Origin of the sequence: Dactylosporangium sp. NPDC006015 (assembly GCF_040614215.1) — a bacterium.
Classification (GTDB): domain Bacteria; phylum Actinomycetota; class Actinomycetes; order Mycobacteriales; family Micromonosporaceae; genus Dactylosporangium; species Dactylosporangium maewongense.
Genome location: NZ_JBEXUD010000008.1, coordinates 79159 through 101586, shown reverse-complemented (window position 1 = coordinate 101586; position 22428 = coordinate 79159). Strand labels below are relative to the sequence as shown.

The 22428-nt window shown below is 73.4% G+C and carries 16 protein-coding genes; all 16 read right to left on the bottom strand.

The genetic code is table 11. The features are described 5' to 3' along the window. Window positions 1–17 precede the first annotated feature (17 nt). Complete coding sequence (locus ABZ321_RS16220; protein WP_354891616.1) at window positions 18–1706, bottom strand: Hsp70 family protein; 1689 nt, start codon at window positions 1704–1706, stop codon at window positions 18–20. Between the two features lie 273 nt (window positions 1707–1979). Further along, the gene (locus tag ABZ321_RS16215; protein ID WP_354891613.1) at window positions 1980–3050 is read right to left on the bottom strand and encodes a radical SAM protein; all 1071 of its coding nucleotides are present in this window, start codon (window positions 3048–3050) and stop codon (window positions 1980–1982) included. Window positions 3051–3096: 46 nt separating this feature from the next. Continuing rightward, window positions 3097–3444, bottom strand: coding sequence for a hypothetical protein (locus ABZ321_RS16210; protein WP_344509561.1), 348 nt, complete (start codon window positions 3442–3444; stop codon window positions 3097–3099). Window positions 3445–3525: 81 nt separating this feature from the next. Continuing rightward, window positions 3526–5547: a hypothetical protein gene (locus tag ABZ321_RS16205; RefSeq protein ID WP_354891609.1), complete on the bottom strand. Its 2022-nt coding sequence runs from the start codon at window positions 5545–5547 to the stop codon at window positions 3526–3528. Between the two features lie 4 nt (window positions 5548–5551). Continuing rightward, window positions 5552–6835, bottom strand: coding sequence for a YqgE/AlgH family protein (locus ABZ321_RS16200; protein WP_354891606.1), 1284 nt, complete (start codon window positions 6833–6835; stop codon window positions 5552–5554). Window positions 6836–6903: 68 nt separating this feature from the next. After that, window positions 6904–7794, bottom strand: coding sequence for an alpha/beta fold hydrolase (locus ABZ321_RS16195; protein WP_354891603.1), 891 nt, complete (start codon window positions 7792–7794; stop codon window positions 6904–6906). Window positions 7795–7812: 18 nt separating this feature from the next. Continuing rightward, entirely contained in the window at window positions 7813–8394 is a 582-nt protein-coding gene (locus ABZ321_RS16190; RefSeq protein ID WP_354891600.1) for a TetR/AcrR family transcriptional regulator, read from the bottom strand. Window positions 8395–8438: 44 nt separating this feature from the next. Beyond that, on the bottom strand, window positions 8439–10586 hold the full coding sequence (locus tag ABZ321_RS16185; RefSeq protein WP_344509553.1) for an acyl-CoA dehydrogenase family protein: 2148 nt from the start codon (window positions 10584–10586) through the stop codon (window positions 8439–8441). Window positions 10587–10617: 31 nt separating this feature from the next. Beyond that, on the bottom strand, window positions 10618–11367 hold the full coding sequence (locus ABZ321_RS16180; protein WP_354891597.1) for an alpha/beta fold hydrolase: 750 nt from the start codon (window positions 11365–11367) through the stop codon (window positions 10618–10620). Then, window positions 11364–12626, bottom strand: coding sequence for a cytochrome P450 (locus ABZ321_RS16175; protein WP_344509548.1), 1263 nt, complete (start codon window positions 12624–12626; stop codon window positions 11364–11366). The genes ABZ321_RS16180 and ABZ321_RS16175 overlap by 4 nt, the downstream gene beginning before the upstream one ends. 89 nt (window positions 12627–12715) lie before the next feature. Then, entirely contained in the window at window positions 12716–13432 is a 717-nt protein-coding gene (locus tag ABZ321_RS16170) for a hypothetical protein (protein WP_354891592.1), read from the bottom strand. After that, a complete protein-coding gene (gene lysX / locus ABZ321_RS16165; protein ID WP_344509544.1) occupies window positions 13429–14301 on the bottom strand; it encodes a lysine biosynthesis protein LysX in 873 nt (290 codons plus the stop codon). Before lysX ends, ABZ321_RS16170 begins: the two co-directional genes overlap by 4 nt. A gap of 29 nt (window positions 14302–14330) precedes the next feature. Then, complete coding sequence (locus tag ABZ321_RS16160; RefSeq protein ID WP_344509542.1) at window positions 14331–15368, bottom strand: BtrH N-terminal domain-containing protein; 1038 nt, start codon at window positions 15366–15368, stop codon at window positions 14331–14333. Further along, the gene (locus tag ABZ321_RS16155) at window positions 15365–16012 is read right to left on the bottom strand and encodes a hypothetical protein (RefSeq protein ID WP_354891587.1); all 648 of its coding nucleotides are present in this window, start codon (window positions 16010–16012) and stop codon (window positions 15365–15367) included. Before ABZ321_RS16155 ends, ABZ321_RS16160 begins: the two co-directional genes overlap by 4 nt. A 12-nt stretch (window positions 16013–16024) precedes the next feature. Further along, window positions 16025–16783, bottom strand: coding sequence for a 2OG-Fe dioxygenase family protein (locus ABZ321_RS16150; RefSeq protein ID WP_344509538.1), 759 nt, complete (start codon window positions 16781–16783; stop codon window positions 16025–16027). A 209-nt stretch (window positions 16784–16992) separates the two neighbouring features. Then, a complete protein-coding gene (locus ABZ321_RS16145; RefSeq protein WP_354892193.1) occupies window positions 16993–22428 on the bottom strand; it encodes a type I polyketide synthase in 5436 nt (1811 codons plus the stop codon).

Here is a 22428-nt window from a genome sequence, read left to right as displayed (position 1 = left end):
ATACCCCCAGCTGCTGATCACGCCTTCTTGCGGATGCCGATGGCGAGCAGCGCGGCCGGCACGACGAGCAGCGAGTAGTACGCGGTGACCGCCGGGTCGAACCTGGGCCCGAAGTTCGTGTCGACGCCCATCGCCGTCGCCAGGCAGCAGACGGCGCCGGCCACCGGGCCGATGAGCCGGGCCGCGTAGGTGAACGCCGCGACTGCCGCGAGCAGGAGTGGGACGGTGTACACCAGCATCGTCGTCGGGGTGCTCAGCGTCGAGTACTGGTTGACGATCACCCAGCACACGATGATCGACACGACGCCGGCGGCGACGCTGAGCGCACGCAGGGCGCCCGGGACCGGCGCGGTGCGGTCCCGGCCGGCGTCGCCCACGCCCGGTTCCGGCCGCTCCTGCCGCTCCTGTCCGTCGTCGTCCACGGAGGCGGGCACCGCCGAGGGCGCCAGCACCGACAGCGGCACGGAGGACGACACGGACGCGGGGGCAGCAACCGGCCCAGACAGCGGCCCAGACAGCGGCGCCGAGACAGGAGCGGAGACCGGCTCAAACGGCGGCACAGAGACCGGCGCGGAGGCGGGAGCTACGTCTGTACGCGGCGCCGAGACGAGGTCTGACGGTGCCGGCCCGGCAGCCGGTCCCGCGGCAGGGGCGGCGGCCGGCAGGGCGCCCTGGGCGACGACCAGCTCCGGCTGCTCGAGCAGCGTCGGCGCGATCCCGGTCGCCCGGTGCAGCAGCGTCGCCACCAGCGGTGTCCGGCTCCCCCCGCCGACCAGGAACACCCCCGCGATCTGGTCCGGCTTGGCACGGGACTCGCGGATCGTGGCCAGCGTCAGGTCGACCGTGCGCTGCAGCAGCGGCCCCGCCGCCCGCTCGAACTCGTCGCGGGTGACCAACACGTCACGGCGCAGAGCGGTGACGTGGAACCCGGCCGACGGCTGGCGCGACAGCGCCTCCTTGGTCTCCCGCGCGTCGTCCCAGAGCGCCCGGTGCTGGCGGCGCCCGTCGGCGTCGCCCGGCTCGGTCACCCCCCGCCACGCGGACGCCTCGCCGTCGGTCACGGTGCCGGCGGCGTGCGCGACCACCAGCGCGTCGAGGTCCAGCCCGCCGAGGTCGTCGAGGCCGCGGTACGCCAGCGCCTCGAACGCCGACCCGGTGCGCCGCACGACGCTGACGTCGAACGTGCCGGCGCCCAGGTCGTACACGACGACGGCCTGACCCGCCTCGACCCGCGTCCCCGCGGCGAAGTTGGTGGCTGCCGCGACCGGCTCCGCGACCAGGTCGACGTCGCCGAGCCCCGCCTCCGAGCACGCATCGGTCAGGATCGCCCGCCGGGCCGGCCCCCACGTCACCGGGTGCGTGACGGTGACCGACGCCGGGCGGCCACCGGCGGCCCGGGTGGCCTCACCCAGCACCCGGCGCAGGGTCGCCGCGACGAGCTCCGCCACCGGCACCTCACGGTCGCCGAGCAGCACCTCCGGCTCGTCGATGCGCCGCTTCGGGTTGGGCTCGAACCTGCTCGGGTCGAGCCGGGCCGCCCGCACGGCGTCCCGCCCGGTCAGCAGCCGCCCGTCCGCCTCCGCGTACACGGCGGAGGACAGCAGCGGCGACGAGTCGAACAGCAGCGGCTGGGTCCGCCCATCGGGCCACGCCAGCAGCGCGACGGTGCTCGATGTGCCGTAGTCGACGGAGAGGTGCACGCCCATCCGCGCAGCGTATTGATCACACAGCGCCCCGTCCTCCGACGAACGGCGGTTTCTGCACGACCGCGAGACGGTTACCGGCGCGGATCTCCGTCGGCCCTCAGCCGGCCCTCAGCCGGTGCGCGCCGTACGTTGCGCGAATGGACGGAACACCGCCGGAGCGGCTCTGCGCCCACCGCGGCGCCCCCACTGACCACGGCGGCGCTGGTCGGCCTCGCCCCGGCGCTCGGCATCCACCCGACCGGCCGGCAAGGCCGCCGAGCGGGCGGAGGTGGCTCAGACGGCGAGGCGGTTGTAGATGCAGGTCGGGTGGTGGTCGCCGTCCGACGGGCGCAGCGGGCAGCCGGCGCACGCCGGAGCGGTGCGGGACAGTTCGGTGTCGCCGGAGCGGCGCATGAGCACGCCGTCGTGCCAATGGTATGCGGCCAGGGCCTCGTCCTCCAGGAGCATGCCGCACGCGAAGACGGCGCCGGAGGGGAGGAACTGCAGGTTGGTGCGGTCCTGGACGGCGCACGCGCCGGGGTCGGCGCCGGGGACGGGGAAGTCGAAGGCGATCTGGCAGTCGACGGTGAAGGACTGGCGGGCCGGGCGGTAGGCGGCGACGACGTCGAGGACCTCGCGGCGCCAGGCGGCGGCCGGGACGGACTGGTCGGCGGCGTGTGACGCGCCGCGGCCGACGGGTGAGAACCAGTGCATGTTGAGCCGGCCGGCGCCGGAGTCCTCGGCGTAGGCGAGCATCTCCGGCACGAGGTCCACGGTGTCGGCCAGGACGGTGCAGTTGAGGTCGAACGGCACCCCGGCGGCGCGCAGGTCGGCGACGGTGGCGACGGCGTCGGCGAAGGCGCCGCGGCCGCGCAGGCGGTCGACGACGGCGGCGGACGGCGCGTCGAGGCTGACGGCGACCCGGCTCAGCGACGAGCGGACCTCGGGCAGCGCGGCCCGGAACTGGCGGCTGCCGTTGGTGACGGTGCGGACCCGGATCGGGGCGGCGGCGGTGTCGCGGACGATCGAGGTGAACTGCGGGTGCAGGGCCGGCTCGCCGCCCAGGACGGTGATCTCGGTGGCGGCGCCGGCCGCCCAGGCGACGATCGCGGCGACGGCCGCCGGGGTCATGTGCTGGGTCCGGTCGAAGTACGCGTCGGGCAGGAAGCAGTAGGAGCAGCGCCGGTTGCACCGCGAGGTGATGTACAGGTCGATGCTGTCGAGCTTGAAGTCCGACGCCGACAGCCCGGGGTCCGCGGCGGAGGGCGCGAGGTCCGACGCCGCGAGCCCGAGGTCCGAAGCGTGCGCGGCCGGTGCGGAAGCCGCCGGAGGGGCGGCGGGCACCGGTGCGGAGAGCCGGGTCACGCGGCGAATCATGCCATCGTCCCGGGGCCGTCCGTGGCCGAACCGGTCAGCGCGGCTTGAGCGAGTCGCGCTCGGCGAGCTCGAGCACCGCTCGGCGCTCGTCGTCGTCACCGGTGCGGATCACGCTTGCCGGGCTGCGGAAGCCCAGCGCCGGGTGCAGGTCGCGGGCCCACGCCCGGGCGACGCTGCCCAGGTCGAAGAGCCGCTGCACCTCCAGGACGCAGTGCAGCCGGCGGCGGGTCGCGGGGTCATGGACGGCGGCCTCGGCGGACCAGCCGGGCAGCGGCGCGGCGAGGCCGGCGCCGAGCAGGTAGGCGAGCAGGTCGGGCCCCCAGACCTGCTCCGCGGTGTCGAGCAGGGCGAGGTCGTCGACGTCGGCGGGGGAAGCGCCCATGTCCTCGACGGTACCTTCGCCCGCGCCGTGACGCATGGGCCGATCAGACCGAGTCACGCGAGGCGCCATCCAACCGGGCGGTCAGACCGCCTCGTGCATGAGCAACGCCGCCACCTCGCGGGCGAGCAGCCTGACCGTGCCGGCCCGCAGGCGGGGGTCGAGCAGCGCGGCGCGGATGGTCTCCCACGAGTCCAGCAGCCGGCCGTCGTAGGACAGCGGTGGGCGGTTGCGCAGGTACCGGTGGAGCACGACCGCGTGCTGCACGATCCAGTGCAGGTAGTGGTCCTCCCGGTCCCAGCTCTCCAGCCGCATCGCCTTGCGCAGGTGGTCCTCGACCTCACGGAAGCTGCGGGCGCCGAGCATCCGGGCGTCCTGGCGGACGTTGGCCATGACGGGGTGGAAGAGGTGCCCGACGGCGTCGGGGAACGTGTCGTGCCACTGGTCCCACATGACCGACTCGTCCTCCCCGCCGAGGGTCATGACCGCCTCGGGACGGGTGTCGCGCAGCAGGTACTGCAGGTACGCCCAGATCGCCGGGGTGCTCATGAGCCGCTCGGCGCGGGTGGTGCGGATCTGCGCGCCGGCCATCGCGTCGTCGATCTCCAGGTCGACGGCGCCGGGGAACGCCTTCGCGGCGCGGGCGACGTCGAGGATCATCCGGTCGCCGCGGTAGTACTCCAGCTGCACCGCCCACGGGTGGGTGGGGCGGCGCAGCAGCTCCGGGTCCTGGAGGCGCTCGGCGACCCGGCCGGGCGAGCAGAACGACATGAGCGAGTCGACCTCGGGCGACCGGGCTCCCTCGACGAGGGCGAACCAGCGCTCGACCTCGTCGGTGAAGCGGGCCCGCCAGCTGCGGGTGTGCTGGTCGCCGGCGAGGTCGTCGAAGCACAGCACGACCCGGACGCCGCGCGCGGACAGCGCCGCCGCGACGGTCGCCTGCACGGCGTAGATGAGGGTGGGCTGGCGCAGGCGTACCGGCCAGAAGACGAGGTCGAGCGGGGTGTCGGGGGTGTCGTCGAAGCGCCGCCAGCGGAACTCGTAGTCGAGCTGGCGCAGCAGCTCCACCGCCGACGGGCGGGTGCCGAGGACCGCTTCGAGCGTCGGCAGGTGGACCCGGTGCAGCGCGGTCCCGGCGGGTGCGACGCCCGGCGGGACGGGGGCGGCGGGCGCCGCGGACGGGGGTGGGGTGGGCGGCAGGGTGGCGAGGCCGCGGCGTACCGCCGGGAAGAGCCGATCGACGTCGACGCCGGTGTAGATGAGGGCGGCGCGGGCCGGGGACGCGTCGTCGTCGTGCCGGGCCCACAGCACGTCGGCCTGCTCGTGCACGGCGCGGGTGAGGGCGTCGTTGCGGCCGGGCGGGTAGCCGGCGACGCAGATCGTGTCGCCGCGCAGCGCCTCGTGCAGCGCGCTCAGGATGACGGGGTCGTCGGCGCGCAGCGGCTCGGGGTCGTGCAGCAGGGCGCGTTCGTCGGACTCTGAGGTCGGCCGCCAGTACCCGTGCAGGTGCAGCACGTCGATGCCGTCGGCGGGGCCGAGCGGGCCGGCGAACGTGCCGTCGCGGTTGAGGGTCAGCGCGCGGGCGGTGCCGCCGGCGCGGCGCACGGCGATCTCGATCAGCGGGTCGAAGTTGGTGGTGATGACCCGGCGCTGGAAGCGGTCGGGCAGGCCGGCGAGGAGCTCGCCGACGGCGATCACCCCCGGTGGCAGCGACCACGCGTCGCGGTCGTCCTCCAGCTGCACGCCGCGGTGGTATCCGACGCGCTCCCAGCTCGCCGCGGTGGCGCGGTCCGGCCGGTACGCCTCCAGGGTGGCCCGCTGCACGACGATGTCGAACTCGACCGGCGACAGCCACTCGGCGAACGTCCTGCGGTAGGCGGCGTAGAGGGCGGCGTCGCGGCGGGTGGCGCGCAGTCCGGCGAGGGCGGCCTGCAGGTCACTGTTCTGCAGCGCCTGCGCGACGAACTCGTCGGCGAGGTCGACCATCCGGTCCACCCCGGGCACCACCCGCGCGGTGAGGCCCGAGCCGAGGACGAGGGTGATGTCGCGCCCCTTGCGGATGGTGGTGACCAGCCGGTTGACGAGGCTCTGCTCAGTACCGGTCATGCCGTCACCGCGCGTGCAGCGGGTCGGTGAGCCAGGTGACGAGGTCGGTGTCGGTGTCGACCAGGTGGCCCGCGGCGAGCTCGGTCTCCAGCTGCTGGGGGCGCCAGCCGAGGTAGCCGACGAAGAGGTACGCGGCGGAGACCACGGCCTCGGCGAGCGCCGGGTACGCGTCGAGGGGCACGACGACGAGCTCTCGCCCGAGCACCCGCCAGCCGTCGGGCGCGGTGTAGCCGGGGCGCAGCAGCCCGAGCAGCAGGATCACGTCGCGGACGGGGCCGCCGTCGAGGACCGCGTGGACGTGCAGGGACCCGGCGAGCTCCTCGCCGAGCACGTGCGCCGGGGAGCGTGTCGCGGGCCGGTCCAGGCGCACGCCGATGGCGCCCTCGATCGGCGAGTGGGCCAGGATCGCGACGTCCCCCGCCAGCTCAGGGTCGGCGACACCAGGTGCGCCCGGTGCGCCGCGCAGGACCCGCCCGACGAGCGAGCTGTCGAGCCGGGGTGTCTCAGGTTCCGCGGGCTGCGGCGGTACAGCGGGAAGGCGCTGCGTGGCGGCGTTGTGGACGATCGGGATGCGGTCGCCGCCGTTGCGGGCGCGCAGCTCGGGGATGGGGCGGCCGCGGGCCCGCTGCACGCGCCGGATCTCGTCGTGCAGCGTGCCGAGGTCCAGCAGCGGCGGGCCGCCCGCGACGCCGTCGCGCAGCAGCTCGACGAGCGCGCCGGTGAACGCGGTCAGCGGCTCGTCCGGCGGCGCGAGGGCGATCCGGTTGCCGGACGCGGCGACGAGCACGCAGCTGCGGTCGATCTCGACCTGGGTGGCGAGCGCGGCGTCGTCGTCGGCGCCGAGGCCGGGGATGGCGCGCCCGGCGTAGCAGCAGTCGAGGATGACGACCCGGTGGGCGCTGCGGCTGCCCTGCACGAGCCGCCGCACCCAGTCGAACGGCACCGCGCTGGAGTACGCGGAGTCGGGCATGGTCTGCCCGACCGCGAGGTGCAGCACGCCGGTGTCGGGGTCGATGACGCCGTGGCCGGCGAAGTAGAGCAGCAGCAGGCCCGACACGTCGACCTCGGCGGCGGCGCGCCGCATCACGGCGTGGACGTCGCGGGTGGTCTCCGGGTTGTGCACGACGCGGCACGCGTCGGGGTCCAGGCCCCACCGGTGCGGGTCGACCAGCACGTCCCGCAGGGCGGTGAGGTTGTTGGTGACGGCGGGGATGGCCGGGAAGTTGTCGTAGGTGCTGGACCCGACGAGCACCACGCGCGAGCGCCGCGCGTCGGAGAGCTGCGTCAAGGCACCGACCCTTCATAGACCCTCGTCGTCGGCACCGAGAGTATATGATCCGCGCCACTGGGTGCGCGTCACCCGGCCAGGTCGGGCTCCTTGCCGTCGACGAAGTCCACGACGGCGGCGACGACCGCGGGCTCCCGCAGCAGCCGCCGGTGGCCGAGTCCGGTGGTGACGTGCAGCCGCGCCGACGGCCACGCCTCGGCGATCGCGATCCCGTCCGTGACGGGGATCGACCGGTCCGCACGGTCGTGCACGATCAGCGTCTGCGGCATCTGTACGGCGCTGCCGATGGCCGGCACGTCGAAGTGGTGCATCGGGGCCCCGACCCGCCGCTCGACGCGCCGGGACAGGCGGGTCAGGGTCCGGTCGCCGAAGCCGAGGACCCGGGCGAAGTAGCGGGCGTAGGACGCGGGGCTCGCCATCGGGGCGATCATCGCGACCCGCCCCGCGCGCAGCCCGTCGCACAGGGCGACCGCGGCGGCGACCGAGCCGAGCGAGTGGGCGACGATCGCCTCGGCGGGGCCGTGCTCGGCGACGACGGCGCTCAGGGCGTCGGCGAACTCCGGGATGGACGAGGACCGCGGCCCGAACCTGCCGGGTGCCGACGCGCCGTGGCTGGGCGCGTCGAAGGCGATCACCCGGAAGCCGCGCTCGACGAGCCCCGGCACGAAGGGCTCCAGCTGGCCGCGGTGCCCGGCCCAGCCGTGCAACAGGTACACGTTGGGACCCGCGCCCCAGGTGGCGCCCTCGACGGCGACGCCGCCGACGTGGACGGTGAACGGGCTGCCGGCGGTCGACAGCCGCGCGGTCTGCCTGGGCAGGCGGAACCAGATCCGCTCCGCCCACCGCGCGCCGACCGACGGCGCGGCCCGCTCCAGGAAACCGAACGCGAGCCGCAACGGGCGCGGCGCTCGAAAAAACCGATCGTTCGTGCTTTTTTGCGCAGCCAGGACAGCGGTCATGACGACTCCTCGGGAAGGTCAGCTACGGGCGCGGTCGAGCAGGGTGTCGAGGGCGAGCCGGGCGCGCGGCTCGGCATGCTCGTCCTCGAGCAGATGGAACGCCTGATGGAAGACGAGCAGGATGCCGTTGAACTCGTACGCGGCCTGGCCGGGGTCCAGGTCCGCGCGGAACGCGCCGTCGGCGATCCCGGCCCGGAACATGGTGGAGATCATGTCGATCATGTCGCGCTCGCCGCGCACGACCTCCTCGCGCACGACGCCGGGCTGGTGGTGGAACTCGGCGGCCGCGGTGACGAACAGGCAGCCGCCGGGCGCCGCCTCCCACCGCAGCCAGCCTTCGAACAGCACGCGCAGGCGCGGCTCGCCGCGGGGCGCGCCCAGCGCGGGGCGCACCACGTGGTCGACGAACCGGGTCCGCGCGTGCTGCAGCACCTGGACCTGCAGCGACTCCTTGGACTTGAAGTGCCCGAAGAGCCCGCTCTTGGACAGGGCCGTGCGCTCGGCGAGGGTGCCGATGGTCAGCCCGCCGAGACCGACGGCCCGCGCGACGCTCGCGGCCTCGTCCAGCACCGCGAGCCGGGTCTCCTCACCCTTCCCCATGCGCTAAGAAAAGCACGACCGTGCGGATCACGCAAGCGGCCGGCTCAGGCGGCCGCGGCCAGCCACAGGTCGGCGGGGCTGCCGAGGCGGGTCGACTCCACGGACACCTGCCGATACGCGGTGGCCGTCGTCGAATGGGCGAGCATGCCCCGCACGCCGTGGAGCTGGAGCGCCGTGCGGCTGGCCAGCTGCGCGTGTTCGGCCAGCGCCGCCAGTACCGACGCCGCCGACGCGTCCTCGTCGCGGTCGAACTGCCAGGCGGCCCGGTGCAGCACGAGCCGCCACCCGTCGCCCTCCCCCACCAGCGTCGCCAGCCGGTGCGCCACCGTCTGCCGCTCGACCAGCGGCCGGCCGGACTGGACGCGGGTGTTGACGTGCGCGCGGGCCACCTCGAGGATGCGGTCGGCGACGCCGAGCAGCAGCGCCGCCTGCCGGAGCCGGGCCGCGTCGAGGGCCCGCCGCCACCGCTCCTCGGTGATCGGCAGCGGCTCGGCAGGTGCGCCGTCGAAGCGGATCCGGGTGGCGGGCGTGCCGAAGTGCTCGAACGCGTCCACGAGGCAGGTGGCGGGGTCCGGCAGGACGAGGTGCCACCCTTCGTCGGTGCGCACCACGCACAGCCCGGCGGTGCCGCGCGGCAGCGGCTCCGACTCGCCCCACAGCGTGCCGTCGCCCTTCACCCGCACGCCGGACGGGCCGCGGGCGCCGATCACGACGCCGTGGCTGGTGCCGTCGAGCAGCCCGCTGAGGATGTCGGCGGGGATGTCGGCCGGCACGTCGGCGCCGTCGAGCAGGTCGAGGGCGAACGCGGTGTCGCGGTAGCAGGCGAGGGGCTGCAGCGCGTGGCCGAGCCGGTCGTTGATGACGATGTCGGCGCCGAGGCCGAGCGCGGCGCCGCCGAGGCTCGCGGGCGCGCTGAGGGCCGGCACGCCGATCGTCCCGAGCTGCTCGGACAGGTCGCCGGTGCGGGTGAGCACCGCGTCGACCGCCTCCCGCAGCCGCTCCTGCACGGGGTCGAGCGCCGGTCCGGGCGCGGGTGCGGCGGCACCGCCCGCGTCGTACACCCGCGCGCTGCTCAAAATGTCGATCATGACCTCGGACGCCCCGCCGGAGATGGTGACGCCGGGCGACTCGCGCAGCGCCGCCTCGAGGATGCGGTCACCGGCGCCGGGGCCAGGCACGAGCACGTCGGGGCCGAGCGCGTCCAGGGCCCACCAGGCGATCCGCTGGCCGGTCTCGCTGCAGTGCCACTTCGCGAACGAGGACTCGGCGATGTCGGCGTTGCCGTCCTGCAGGTTCTGCATCACCTGGCAGCTGAGCAGCTTGCTGGCCGCGAGGCGGGTGCGGTGCTTGGCGAGGCCGACCCGGGTGACGTCGCCGGGGCGGCGGCCGTCGGCGTCGAGCCGCTCGGCGATCATGTTGAGCCAGTGCCGGCCGCGCGCGTAGTAGTCCAGGCCGGTGCGCTCCGCGGCGAACATCTGCGTGATCAGCGACCAGCCGGCGCCCGGCTTGCCGAACACCGCGTCGTCGCCGACGCGCACGTCGGTGAACCAGATGTCGTGGAACTGCTCGTTGGCGAGGCTGGGGATCGGGCGGATCACCACACCCGGCGCGTCGAGCGGGACAAGGAACAGGGTGATGCCCTCGTACTGGCTGCTCTGCGGGTCGGTGCGCACCGCGATCAGCGCGAAGTCCGCGTAGGCGCTCTTGAGGTTGTACGTCTTGCGCCCGTTGATGACCCAGCCGTCACCGTCACGGACCGCGGTCGTCTGCAGCGCGGCGAGGTCGGAGCCGTTGGTCGGCTCGGTGAAGAGGATGCAGGCGGTCGTCTCGGCGCTCGCCATCGCCGGCAGCAGGGTCTTGCGCTGCCGCTCGTCGCCGGACGCGAGGATCAGCGAGCCGACGTTCTGCACCGAGATGCAGTACAGGTTCTGCGGGATGCCGTGCGCGACGAGCTGCTCCAGCAGCGTCACGGTCGCGGTGTAGTCGAGGCCGCGGCCGCCGTACTCGACGGGCCACGAGGGCGCGAGGATGCCGGCGGCGCCGAGGTGCCGGTAGAGCGGGCGGACGTCGCCGTCCATCCCGTCGGCGCGGGCATGGACGTCGTGCAGCAGCCGCGCCGTCTCCGGCGACCTCAGCACCCGCTCGACCTCGGCGGCGAAGTCGGCGGTCTCCTGGGGAACATCGAAATCCATGCTCAGGCTCCTTAAGCAACGTCAGAACGCGTCAGACGCCACGGAGTACGGCGTGGGCCTCCCGCACGATCCGGGCGTGGTGCTCGGTGAGGAAGAAGTGCCCGCCGGGCAGGACCGAGAGCGCGAACGCCCCCGACGTCTGCTCGCCCCACGGGGCCATCGCCGACGGCGGCACGCCCGGGTCGCTGTCGCCGCACCAGGCGGTGACCGGGCACGACAGCTGCGGTCCGGGCGCCATCCGGTAGCGCTCGATCATCGAGAAGTCCGCCCGGAGCATCGGCATCAGCAGGTCCAGCAGGTCGTCGTGCTCGAAGACCGCGTTGTCGGCGGCGCCGTAGTCGCGCAGCATCTCGATGAACTCGGCCCGCGGCAGGTCGCTGACCGGCTCCCGCGGGCGCACGATCGGCGGCGCGGGCCGGCCCGTCACGAACAGGTGCCGCACGGGACGCCCGGCGGTCTTGAGCCGGCGGGCGACCTCGAAGGCGAGGATGGCGCCCATGCTGTGCCCGAAGAGCACGGTCTCGGTCGGCTCGCCGGCGATCACCTCGGCGAGGTCGTCGGCGAGGCCGGCCAGGTCGCTGACGGGCTGCTCGGCCATCCGGGCGCCGCGCCCCGGCAGCTGCACCGGCACCAGCTCGATCCGCCCGGTGAAGTACTTCTCCCAGGCGGCGTAGTAGGTGGCGGAGCCGCCCGCGAACGGGAAGCAGTAGAGGCTGTGGGTCGCGGTGACCGACCGGAACCGCTGGTCGAACCACGGCGCGGTGGTCTGCGGGATGCTCACAGCGCGGCCGCCACCTTCCGCGGCGTGAAGCGCACCGGCAGGCTCTTGTACCCGGGCACGAAGTGCGACGCGACGTGCTGGACCTCGCCGGCGATCTCGACGGTGTCGACCAGGTCGAGCATCTCCTCGATGAAGATCTGCAGCGTCACCTTCGCCATCCCGGCACCGATGCAGTAGTGCGGGCCGACGCCGAACGCGAGGTGCCGGTTGGGCCGGCGGGTCAGGTCGAAGGTGTACGGGTCCTTGAAGACCCGCTCGTCGCGGTTGGCGGAGCCGAGCCACGCGCTGACCGGGTCGCCGGCCTTGATGGTCTGCCCCTGCAGCTCCACGTCCTGGATGGCGTAGCGCATGAGCGCGGTGACCGGCGACGCCCAGCGCAGCACCTCGGCGAGGGCGATCTGGATGTCGTCGCGGTTGTCGCGCAGCCGCTCGAACTGCTCCGGGTGCTCGGCCCACTGGTTGAACAGGGTGCACAGCGTGTGCGGCGTCGTCACGTTGGCGCCGATGAGCAGCACGTACCCGTTGACCATCGCCTGCTGCTCCGACATCGGACCCTCGGTCAGGTCCATGTTGCGCATCCTGCCGATCGCGTCGGGGTTCTCGGCGCCGCGCTCGCGCTTCGCGAACTGCTCGCGGAACGCCTCGAACATCTGGTGCCGGGCCTGCCGGACGGTCGACATCGCGTTGCCGGAGGCGTAGGTCGGGTCCTCGTACGCGATCGTCATCATCACCACGTGCATGAGGTGCTCCCAGTCCTGCGGGGGCAGGCCCATCAGCGTGCCGGTGATCGACATCGCGAACATCATCGTGTCGTGGGCGATGTCGTGGACGTCCTTGTCGATCGCCCGCCGGATCGCGTCGCGGGCCAGCCCGCGGATCAGCTCGTCGTGCGTCTCGACCAGCTCCGGCGCGAACGCCGGGTTGAGCGGCTTGCGCAGCTCGCCGTGGCGCGGCGGGTCGGTGTCGGCGAGCATGTCGTCGGTGGCGATGTCGGGCGTGTTCAGGTCCAGGACGCTGAGGATCGTGCCGCGCCGGGAGGAGAACTCGGTCGGGGTGCGCAGCACGCGGGTGACGTCGTCGTGCCGGGTCACCACCCAGAACGGCTCCCGGCCGCCGCCGGGGTCCGCCTTGTAGACCGGCGCCACCTCACGCAGGTGCGCCCACAGCGCATGCATGTCCGTCACGGCGTGGAATGCGGAGTCGAGCAGATCGGGGTCGTCGAACTGCACCGGACAGAACGGCGGCGTTGAGATAATCATCAACCATGCCTTTCGATATCGCCTGTGCATGTCGTATGTGTCGATTGTCGGCTAAGGCAACAGTAACTGCACAGTATGTGAGCGGCAACTCAGGGAATCCGGATCCGTCGATGAAACAGCTGCTCGTAGAACGGCAGGTGGTGCTCGTAATAGCGGCGCAGCAACGGATCCGTCTCGACCGTCCGCGCGTAGGCGCGCTCGGTGCGCCGGACGGTGGAGCTCTCGCTGACGTCGGTGTGCCAGCGCGCCGACTGCCGCCACTCGGGCCGCTCCCCCGGCAGCCATTGCAGGACGTCCTCGCTGAACGGCAGGCCCACGGCGTCGCAGTACGCCCGCACCGTCGCCCCCGGACGGTCGACGAGGTCGTCGGAGTCGATGACGATCGGCTCACCGCCCGCGTCGAGCACCGTCTGATGGATGCGGTGCAGGTACTCGACGCCGACCTCGTGCAGCGCCATCTCGGGGCGGATCGCCGCGTACGACGGGATGATCTCGCGCGGGTCCCGCAGCAGGAACGCGTGCCGCGTGCCCTTGAGGAAGTCCTCGCGGGCGAAGACCTCGTCGTAGCGGCAGTCGGTGGTGTCCTTGAAGAAGACCGTCGCGCCCGCCGACAGGTCCAGCAGCGCGTCCATCAGCTCGTCGGGGGTCCGCGCGACGCGGTCGCCGGCCTCGGTGCGGCCGTCGTTGGCGATGTTGCAGAAGGGCTCGTGCACGGCGAGGAGGTCGTCGCGCTCCAGCATCATCCGGAAGAACACGGTGGACCGCGAGCGCGGCGCGCTCCACAGTGCCAGCAACGACTGGGTCATACCGACTCGACCTCCTCGATGGTGCCGAGCGCCCAGTCGACGATGCAGCCCGCGACGTCCACGTCGGTGGCGTCGATGGCGCCGTGGAACTCCGGCGTGTGGTTCACCTCGTTGGCGAACAGGCGGCCTTCCTGGTCGATGAGGATGTCGACGCCGAGGAAGCCGCCGCCGACCGCGTGCGCGGCGGCCACGGCGAGCTCGTTGAGCTCGTCGGTGATCGGGCACGGCGTCGGCGCGCCGCCGATCGCGGTGTTGGTGCGCCAGTCGTCGACGGCGTTCTTGTAAATCGCGCAGACGACCTCGTCGCCGGCCACGTAGGACTTGATGTCCTTGCCCGGCTTGTCGATGTGCTCCTGCAGGTAGTACACGTGCTGCTGCGGGTTGGGCAGCGCGGCGCGGTGCTCCAGGATCGCCTGGCCCTGCTCCTCGTCGTGGACCCGCGCCGTCAGGTTGCCCCACGACCCGGTCACCGGCTTCGCCACGAGGGGGTAGCCGAGCTTCGGCATGACCTCCAGGGCGGCGCCGGTGCCCCACGCGACGGCGGCCTGCGGGATCGGCAGGCCGGCGTTGTGGAACGCCAGGGTGGTGCGCAGTTTGTCGCCGCACGTCTCCAGCACCGGCGGGCGGTTGAGCGTGGGGACGCCGAGCGCGTCCAGGGTCGAGGCGACCGACGCGGCGCGGCTGTGGCTGACCTCGCGCATGAGCGCCGCACGGAACGGCGGGCGCCCGTCGGCGAGCATGACCGTCAGCTTCCGGGGGTCCACGTGCTCGTGGTTGACCCCGCGCGCCTGCAGGGTCTGCAGGATCAGCCGCTCCTCCCGGCGGACCCGGGAGGCGACGACGGCGATCGGCATGTCTGTGGTGTCCACGATGGCCTCTCTGATCGGCCCGGCGGCGTTCAGGCCCTCCGGGACAGGGCGTCCGCGGTGCGGTCCAGCTGCTCGATGGCGACCTCGAGGCGGCGGAGCAGCTCGGTGCTGTGGGCGCGCAGCTCGGCGGGGCGGTGCCGGTCCCAGACCCGCGAGTGGGCGCCGGTCATCCGCACGCCGGTCCAGCCGTGCGCGACGGCGTTCACCCGCGCGGCGGCCTCCGTGAGGTCGAGGCTCTGCAGGGCGAGGCCCTGCCGGCGTAGGAACTCCGCGTGCAGGCCCGCCTGCGCCTGGATGTTCCAGCTGATCACGTACAGCTCGCTGAGCGCGACCTCGGCCGCGCCGGACCCGGGCGGCAGCGCGCACAGCTCGTCGAGGTAGTCGCGCAGGCCGTCCACCCCGGACAGGGTGTCGCCTTCCGACGGCCGCCGGAAGCGGGCGACGTTCTCCCGGATGACGTCCGCGGTCCATGCGCGGTCCGGCTCCGGCACGGGTCCCCGCATGCTCGCGTGCAGCCACCGGCGGTCGCTGGGGCTGGCGCTGAAGAACACGTCGCCGTCGTCGGCGGGGTTCGCCGAGCCCCAGCTCGCCATGAAGTCCGCGATCGGGATCGGGCCCTGGAACGCCGGCGGCTGGGCGTCGGACACGAACACCTCGGTGTCCGTGATCCGCCACACCACCAGCAGGTGCGCGGCGTGCACGTCGTGGAAGGCAGGCCGGAACGGCAGGTGGAAGTTGTCCACCGCGGCGATCGGCAGCACCCCGGCTGCGAGCGCGTCCCGAAGCTCGTCCAGGCCGTCTCCATCCTGCGAGGTGCTCCGGTGCCAGCTCGACTCGAAGGGGTGGAAGAGCGCGAGCCGCTTGGCGAGGGAGTCCGGCTCGGCGTGGTAGTAGTACTCCTCGGTGGTCCAGGCGCCGGCCTTGCGGCGGAACTCCCACGGCGCGCCCAGCACGGTGACCGGGTCGTGCCCGTCGTGCAGGAGCACGGTCGCGAGCGTGCCGTGCAGGCAGCTGCCGAGGTCGCGGGTCCACAGCCGGACCTCGTCGAGGGTGCGGGTCGACATCATGCGGCGACACCGTCCGCGAGCCGGACGTCGACGCCGGTCACCAGCGTGACCGCGAAGACGTGCAGGGCGACCAGGCGCGGCAGGCGCAGCGCGGTGGCGACGCCGTGGCGCGGCATCCCGATCCGCGACAGCCACATCGTCGTCGGCAGCCCCTGCTGTACGTGGTGCGGGTAGTGCATCTTCCCGGTCTTGAACGCGGGCTCCTCGCCGAACGCGGGCGTGCCGTCCAGGAAGTCCGAGACACCCACCCGCAGCGGGTCGGCGTATCCGTCTTCGTAGTGCGCCCAGAGGATGTCCTCGCTGCGCCGCTCGGAGGCGGCCAGCAGGTAGATCCAGTCGTAGCGGCCCGGCGGGACCTCGATGACCTGCCCCTCGGCGCGGACGTTGTCGCCGCCGGCGTGGACGTCGGGCCACACGAACGGGATGCCGGCAACCTCGATCACCGTGCGCGGCGCGGGCAGCTCCCCGGCGGGGAACGAGTTGCCCCACGCGTTGAGCCGGCCGAGCCCGAGGTCCTCGACGCTCGTCGTCGCCCGGTTGTTGAGCAGGTCGTCGATGCCGATCAGGCAGAACTCGGGGCGCGCCGTCGAGGCCGGCAGCCGCCGCACGACACGGCCGGGAGCGCTGGAAACCTGGCTGCTCATCGAACCCTCCAATCAGAACAGCGACAGTGCCTGCAGGGAGCTGTGCGTGCGCCCGTTCACCTCGGTGAGGTCCTGCACGGTGTTGAAGTCGACGATCATCGTGTCGCGCCAGCCGGGCACGGACCGGTCCTCGGTGCGGATCTCGCTGACGGCGTGCTCCATCGTCGTGTCGGACAGCACCAGCGCCTCGAGCGGCTCGGTCATGGTGACGCTGTGCTCGACCCGCTCCTCGCCGCGGCGGAAGACCTGGCTCTCGCCGCCGACGCAGTGGTGCCGGCCGATCAGGTGGATCGCCACGTACTCGTGCCCGTCGGAGTGCCGGCCCTCCGGCGCGGGCTCCGAACCCTCGTCGGGCTCGGCGATCACCCGGATGAAGTGGACACCGAGCTCCCAGTCGCGGTCGCCGGCCGCCTCGTTCACCAGGCCGACCGACTCCTGCAGGATCTCGCTGAAGCGGCAGCTGGTGAGGGCCTTGTCGGTCAGCGGCTCGAAGACGCGCAGCTGGTCGCCGAACGCCCGGTTGATCTGCTTGCTCTGGAAGAACTCGGTGCCCAGCAGCGGTTCCAGCGTGCCGTCGCGGTGGGCGAGCACGCGGCCGTAGCGGCGGTTGCGGCGGCACCGCGCGGGGCCGAGGTAGGCGTCCGGGACCAGGTCGTCCCAGGCGGCCGTGAAGCGGTGCCAGTCGTCTCCTTCGGTGGGCAGCGGCAGCCGGCCGTGTGCCCAACCGTGACGCGCGACGTCACCGGCGCGGAGGTCCTCGGAACTGTCCATCAGTGGCTCCCCTCGATGGGTCGACGTGGGCGTATACGCACACTCGGGGGCTCTACAGTCAATGCCTAGAGAATACTATGAACTCTACATCGTGTCTTGTTGACTGTCGGAGCATCTTCGCTGATACGACGGGCCCGGGACTGGTGGGTCGCACCGTCCCGGGCCCGGTGGGACCGGGACGGCGAGGTCATCACCGTCCCGGTCCCGTCTCATGCGGCGGCTACCGGGGTCTCCGCCCGGACCGGGGGCACCTGCCTGGTCAGGCTCGGCGTCCCGTCGGTCCCGGGCCCCTCGGAAGGAGGCGTCTCCGAGGCGCCCCCGGCAGCCGCGTCCTGGGCCTCCCCCTTTGCCTGTTCCTGTGCCGACTCCTGAGCCGGCTCTTCCGCCGCGCCGCCGACCTCGCCCGCGAGGAACTCGGCGAGGGCGCGGACCGTCGGGTTGCTCCACAGGATCGTCGGCGGCAGATCCACCGCGAACGTGCGGTGCAGCCGCACCCGCAGCGCCACGGTGAGCACCGAGTCGACCCCGAGCTCCAGCAGCGGCCGGTCGATCGCGATGTCCTCCGGCGCCAGGTTCAGCTCGGCGGCGACCTGCTCGTGCGTCTCCGCCGTCACCTTCTCCACCAGCTCGTCCGCGGGGACCGTCGCCCAGTCGACCGCGCCGCCGCCGGTGTTCTCCGCCGCGGCGTCGGTCACCGACAGCTGCGAGAACACGGGCAGGGTGTGGCCGGGCATGACCCGCATGACGGTGACGTACGGCAGCGCGTAGCGGTCCGCGTAGCTCCAGCTGCGCAGCGCCTCGCTGACGGTGATGCCGCCCAGGCCGCGCGACTCGGCCTCGAGGATCGTGGCCTTGCCGGTGGTCTCGCCCATGCCGCGGCCGATCCACTGCGCCCACGCGAAGCTCGTCGAGCCGATCTCGCCCTGCGAGCGCCGCAGCACGGCGAGCGCGTCCAGGAACGAGTTCGCCGAGGCGTAGCTGACCTGGCCGGTGAGCCGGGCGAACTGCCCGCACGAGGAGAACATCGTGAAGAAGTCCAGCGTGCCGGCCGGGTACAGCCGGTGCAGGACCATCGCGCCGTCGGCCTTCGGTCCCATGGTGGTGTCGAGGTTCTCCGCCCTGGTCTTCTCCACCAGGGCGTCGGAGACCACGCCGGCGCAGTGCACGATGCCGCGCACGGCCGGCATGTCCAGCGAGCCCGGGTCGAGGGCCTTGGCGGTCGCCTCCGGGTCGGAGATGTCCAGCCGCAGCACCCGTACCGTGGCACCCGCCGCCTCCAGGGCGACGACCTCGGCGATCTGTGCGGCCACGGCCGGGTCGGTCACGCCGTCCCACTCCGAGCGCGGCGGCAGCCCGCGGCGGCCGACCAGCACCAGGCGGCGGGCGCCCTGCTCGACCAGGTGCCGCGCGGCCTCCAGACCGAGCGCGCCGAGACCACCGGTGACCAGGTAGGTGCCGTCGGGACGGCAGTCCACCGGCTCCCGCTCGGCGGGCCGCTCCAGCCGGCGCAGCCGGGCCGCGAACAGCCCGTCCGCCGTGCTGGACAGCACGTCCTCGTTGGGCGGCAGCGCACCGATGACGCCGGCGACCGACGCCAGATCGACGCCGCCGTCCACGTCGACGGTGCCGCCCCACAGGTCGGGCCGCTCACCGGCGACGATCCGGCCCGCGCCCCACAGCGGGGCGTGCGCCAGCGCGCCTTCCGTGCCGCCCTGCCGGACCCCACGGGTCAGCGCCCAGATGGTGGGCCGCTTCTGCTCGTCCTCGATCGCGGCGACCCGCTGGACGGCGTCGACGAGCGCCTGCGCGCAGCGGCGGGCCGCCTGCTCGGGCGCCTCGTCCGGCAGCAGCGCCGGCGGGGCCACGATCACCACGTCGCCGCCGGCCAGCAGGCCGTCACCGATCGCGGCCGGGTCCGTCGTCGCGCGGGTCTCGACACCGCGGGCGTTGAGCGCGTCGACGAGCGCGGAACCGCCTTCAGGCTGCCCGAGGAGCAGCGCCTGCCGCGGCTGCGGCGCGTCGGCGCGCACCTCGACCGGCTCCCAGGTCAGCTCCTGCACCAGGTCGCGCGGGCCGACCGCACCCGAGCCGATGTCCTGCACCTTGACGTAGCGCAGCCCGCGGGCCTCGCACACGACGGTGCCGGTCTCGTCGGCCACCTGCATGTTGATGGTGTCCGGCGTGCGCGGGTCCCGCGTGGTGTGCACGAAGATCCGCGGCGGCGGCGCGCCCTTGAACTGCAGCGACTCCAGGTGCGAGCAGGTCCGCAGCACGGTCGAGTCCTCGGTCATCACCAGCACGCCGCTGGCGGTGAGGGCGGCGTCGACGACCGCGGTCCAGCTCGACGGGTGCAGCTTCGGCGTGTGGTCGACGGTGACCGTCGCGATCTGCTCGTCGTCGCCGCGCAGCAGCTCCTCGACGACCCACGGGAACGTGTAGCCGTCGACACCCATCGCGCGGAAGATGCCGTCGACCTTCGCCCACGTCCACGACACCGGGCAGCGGGCACGGATCGTGTCCACGTCCTCCAACGGCGTGGTGCCGACCTCGGGCTCCGGCACGACGGTCGCGGTCGTGTGGGTCAGCCACTCGTCGTCCCGGACCCCGCCACCGGCACCGCCGGCGCCGTCCTCGCGCTTGATGCGGCTGGCGAGCCGGACCTTGTCCTGCTCCATGACGACCTGCACGATGCGGGTCGGGTGCGCGGCGAGGGGGATGCGGAACACGATGTCACGCAGCCCGTAGGGCACGTCGCCGTCACCGGCGGCGGCACCGATGAACGAGTTGAGCACCACCGAGGCCGGCACCGTCTCCACGCCGACGACCTTGTGCGACTGCGCGTAGGGCCGGTTGTCCATGTTCAGCTCGGTCTGCCAGACCCGCTGCACGGGGGCGCTGGCGACGGTGGTGTGCCCGCCGATCAGCGTGTGCTTCTCCGGGTCGTGGCCGACGCCCGCGTGCTCGGACGGCGTGTCCGGGAAGATCCAGAACGGCTTGTGCTGCCACCGTACGGCCGGCACGTCGACGAGCTCGCCCGCGTACGACCAGCGCACCGGGCTGCCCAGGCAGTGCAGGCGGGCCAGGTTGGTCAGGACGGTGCGCTGCTCCGGCTGCTCCCGGCGCAGCGTGATGGCGACCTGCGCGTCGGAGACGCCGGCGTCGATCGCGGTCTCGCTGATCGAGTGCGCCACGACCGGGTGCGAGGACACCTCCAGGAACACCCGGGCGCCGTCGTCGAGCGCGGCCCGCACGGCCTGGTGGAAGCGCACCGGGTCGGCCAGGTTCGTGGCCCAGTAGTCGCCCTCGCGGGCGGCGCCGGAGCGCGGGTCCGCCATCGCCGTGCTGTACAGCGTCACCTGCGGCGGGCGGGCATGCAGCTGTGCCGCGGCCCGGCCGACCTCCGCCAGGACCTCGCCCCGCACGTGCGGCGAGTGGAAGGCGACGTCGGTGTTGACCTTGCGGGCCTGGATGCCCTCGCCCGACAGCTCCGCCACGAACGCCTCGACGGCGTCGATGTCGCCGGAGACCACTGTGGACAGTGGGCTGGCGGCGATGCCGGCGACGACCCCGTCGCGGCCCGCCAGCCGCTGCTCGACGCCCGCGAACGCCATCGGCACCATCGCCATCGCGCCCTGCCCGGCGACCTGCTCGAGGGCCTTGGCCCGGCGGCAGGCGAAGCGTGCCGCGTCGATCCGGTCGAGGCTGCCGGCGGCGACCGCGGCGGCGATCTCGCCGACGGAGTGCCCGATGATCGCGCCGGGGACCAGACCCAGCTCCGACCACACCTCGGCGAGCGCGACCTGCATCGCGCAGGTCATCGCCTGGGTGCGGGTCACCGTCCACGGGCCGCCGGCGTCGATCGCCTCGCGCGGGGTCCAGCCCAGCTCCTCGGCGAAGACCGGGCCCAGCTCGTCGATCACGCGGGCGAACGCCGGCTCGGTGGTGAGCAGCTCCTGACCCATCCCGGCCCACTGCGCGCCGTGCCCGGAGAACACCCAGACGGGTCCGTCGGCGCCGCTGTCACCGAACGCGCGCGCGGCGCCGGTGACGGCGTCGGGCGAGTGCTCACCGTCGGCGAGCGCGTCGAGGGCCTCGATGAGCTCGTCGGCGCCGGCGGCCACCACCGCGGCCCGGCGGGCCAGGTGCGAGCGGCGCCCGGTCAGCGTGTGGGCGAGCGAGTCGAGGTCGGCGCCGCGGTTGGTGCGGACCCAGTCGGCGACCGCGCCGGCCAGCCCGCGCACGCCCTGCTCCGAGGCGGCCGAGATCGGGAAGACCCACGGGCGGGCGGTCCTGTCGCCGCCGTGGCCGTTGGCGGACGGGCGGGTCGCCGGGGCCTGCTGCAGGATGGCGTGCGCGATCGAGCCGCCCACGCCGTAGCTGGAGACACCGGCGCGGCGGCCGTGCGCACCGGCGCGCCACGGGGTCGGCTCGCCGACCAGGCGCATCCGGTTGTCGTCCAGGCCCAGCTCGGGGTTGACCTCCTCGTGCGGGCTGGGCGGCAGCTCACCGTGCTGCATGCCGAGCAGCACCTTGATGACGCCGGCGATGCCGGAGGCGGCCTCGACGTGCCCGACGTTGGGCTTGAGGGTGCCGATCAGCAGCGGGTCGTCGCTGTCCCGGCTGGGGCCGAAGACGCTGCCGATGGCCTTCGCCTCGGCCGTGTCGCCCAGCTGGGTGCCGGTGCCGTGCGCCTCGACGTACTGCACCGTGTTGGGGTCGATGCCGGCCCGCTCGTAGGTCTCCTGCAGCATCCGCTGCTGGGCCTCGCTGTTGGGGGCCATCATGCCGTCGGAGCGGCCGTCCTGGAACACGCCGCTGCCCATGACGAGCCCGTAGATCGGGTCGTCGTCGCGGACCGCGTCGGACAGACGCTTGAGGACGACGACGCCGCCGCCCTCACCGCGGCCGTAGCCGTCGGCGGCCTTGTCGAACGCCTTGCTGCGCCCGTCCGGCGACGTCGCGGACGCCGCGTCGAGCGCCACCACGAGCGCCGGCGACGACATGATGTTGATGCCGCCGACGATCGCGACGCTGGTCTCGCCGGTGCGCAGGGCCTGGCACGCGACGTGCAGCGCGGTCAGCGACCCGGCGCACGCGGTGTCGACCGCCATGCTCGGACCGTGCGCGTCGAGGAAGTATGAGATCCGGTTGGCGATGCCGTAGAAGGTGGTGCCGTTCACGGCCCAGGCGCCGGTGCGGTCCAGGTCCTCCAGGAGCCGGCGGCCGTAGTCGTTGGTGTTCGCGGCCACGTAGACACCGGCGTCGGTGCCGGCGAGCGAGGTCGGCGGCAGCCCGGCGTCGCACAGCGCCTCCCAGGCCATCTCCAGCATGATCCGCTGCTGCGGGTCGATGTACTCCGCCTCGCGCGGGGTGATCTGGAAGAACTCCGCGTCGAACCCCTCGATGTCCTGCATGAACGAGCCCTTGCGGGTCGTCTGGCGCAGGATCGCGCGGCTCTTCGGGTCGGCCTCGTAGGGGTCCCACCGCCGGGCGGGCATCTCGCCGACGGCGCTGCGACCGGCCCGCAGGAACTCCCACAGCTGTCCGGGTGTGTCGAGGTCGGGGGCGAAGCGGCAGCTCATGCCGATCACCGCGAGCGGCTCTTCGGTGTTTCCGGGGTTCCTGGTCTCCGGCGTGTGCACCAT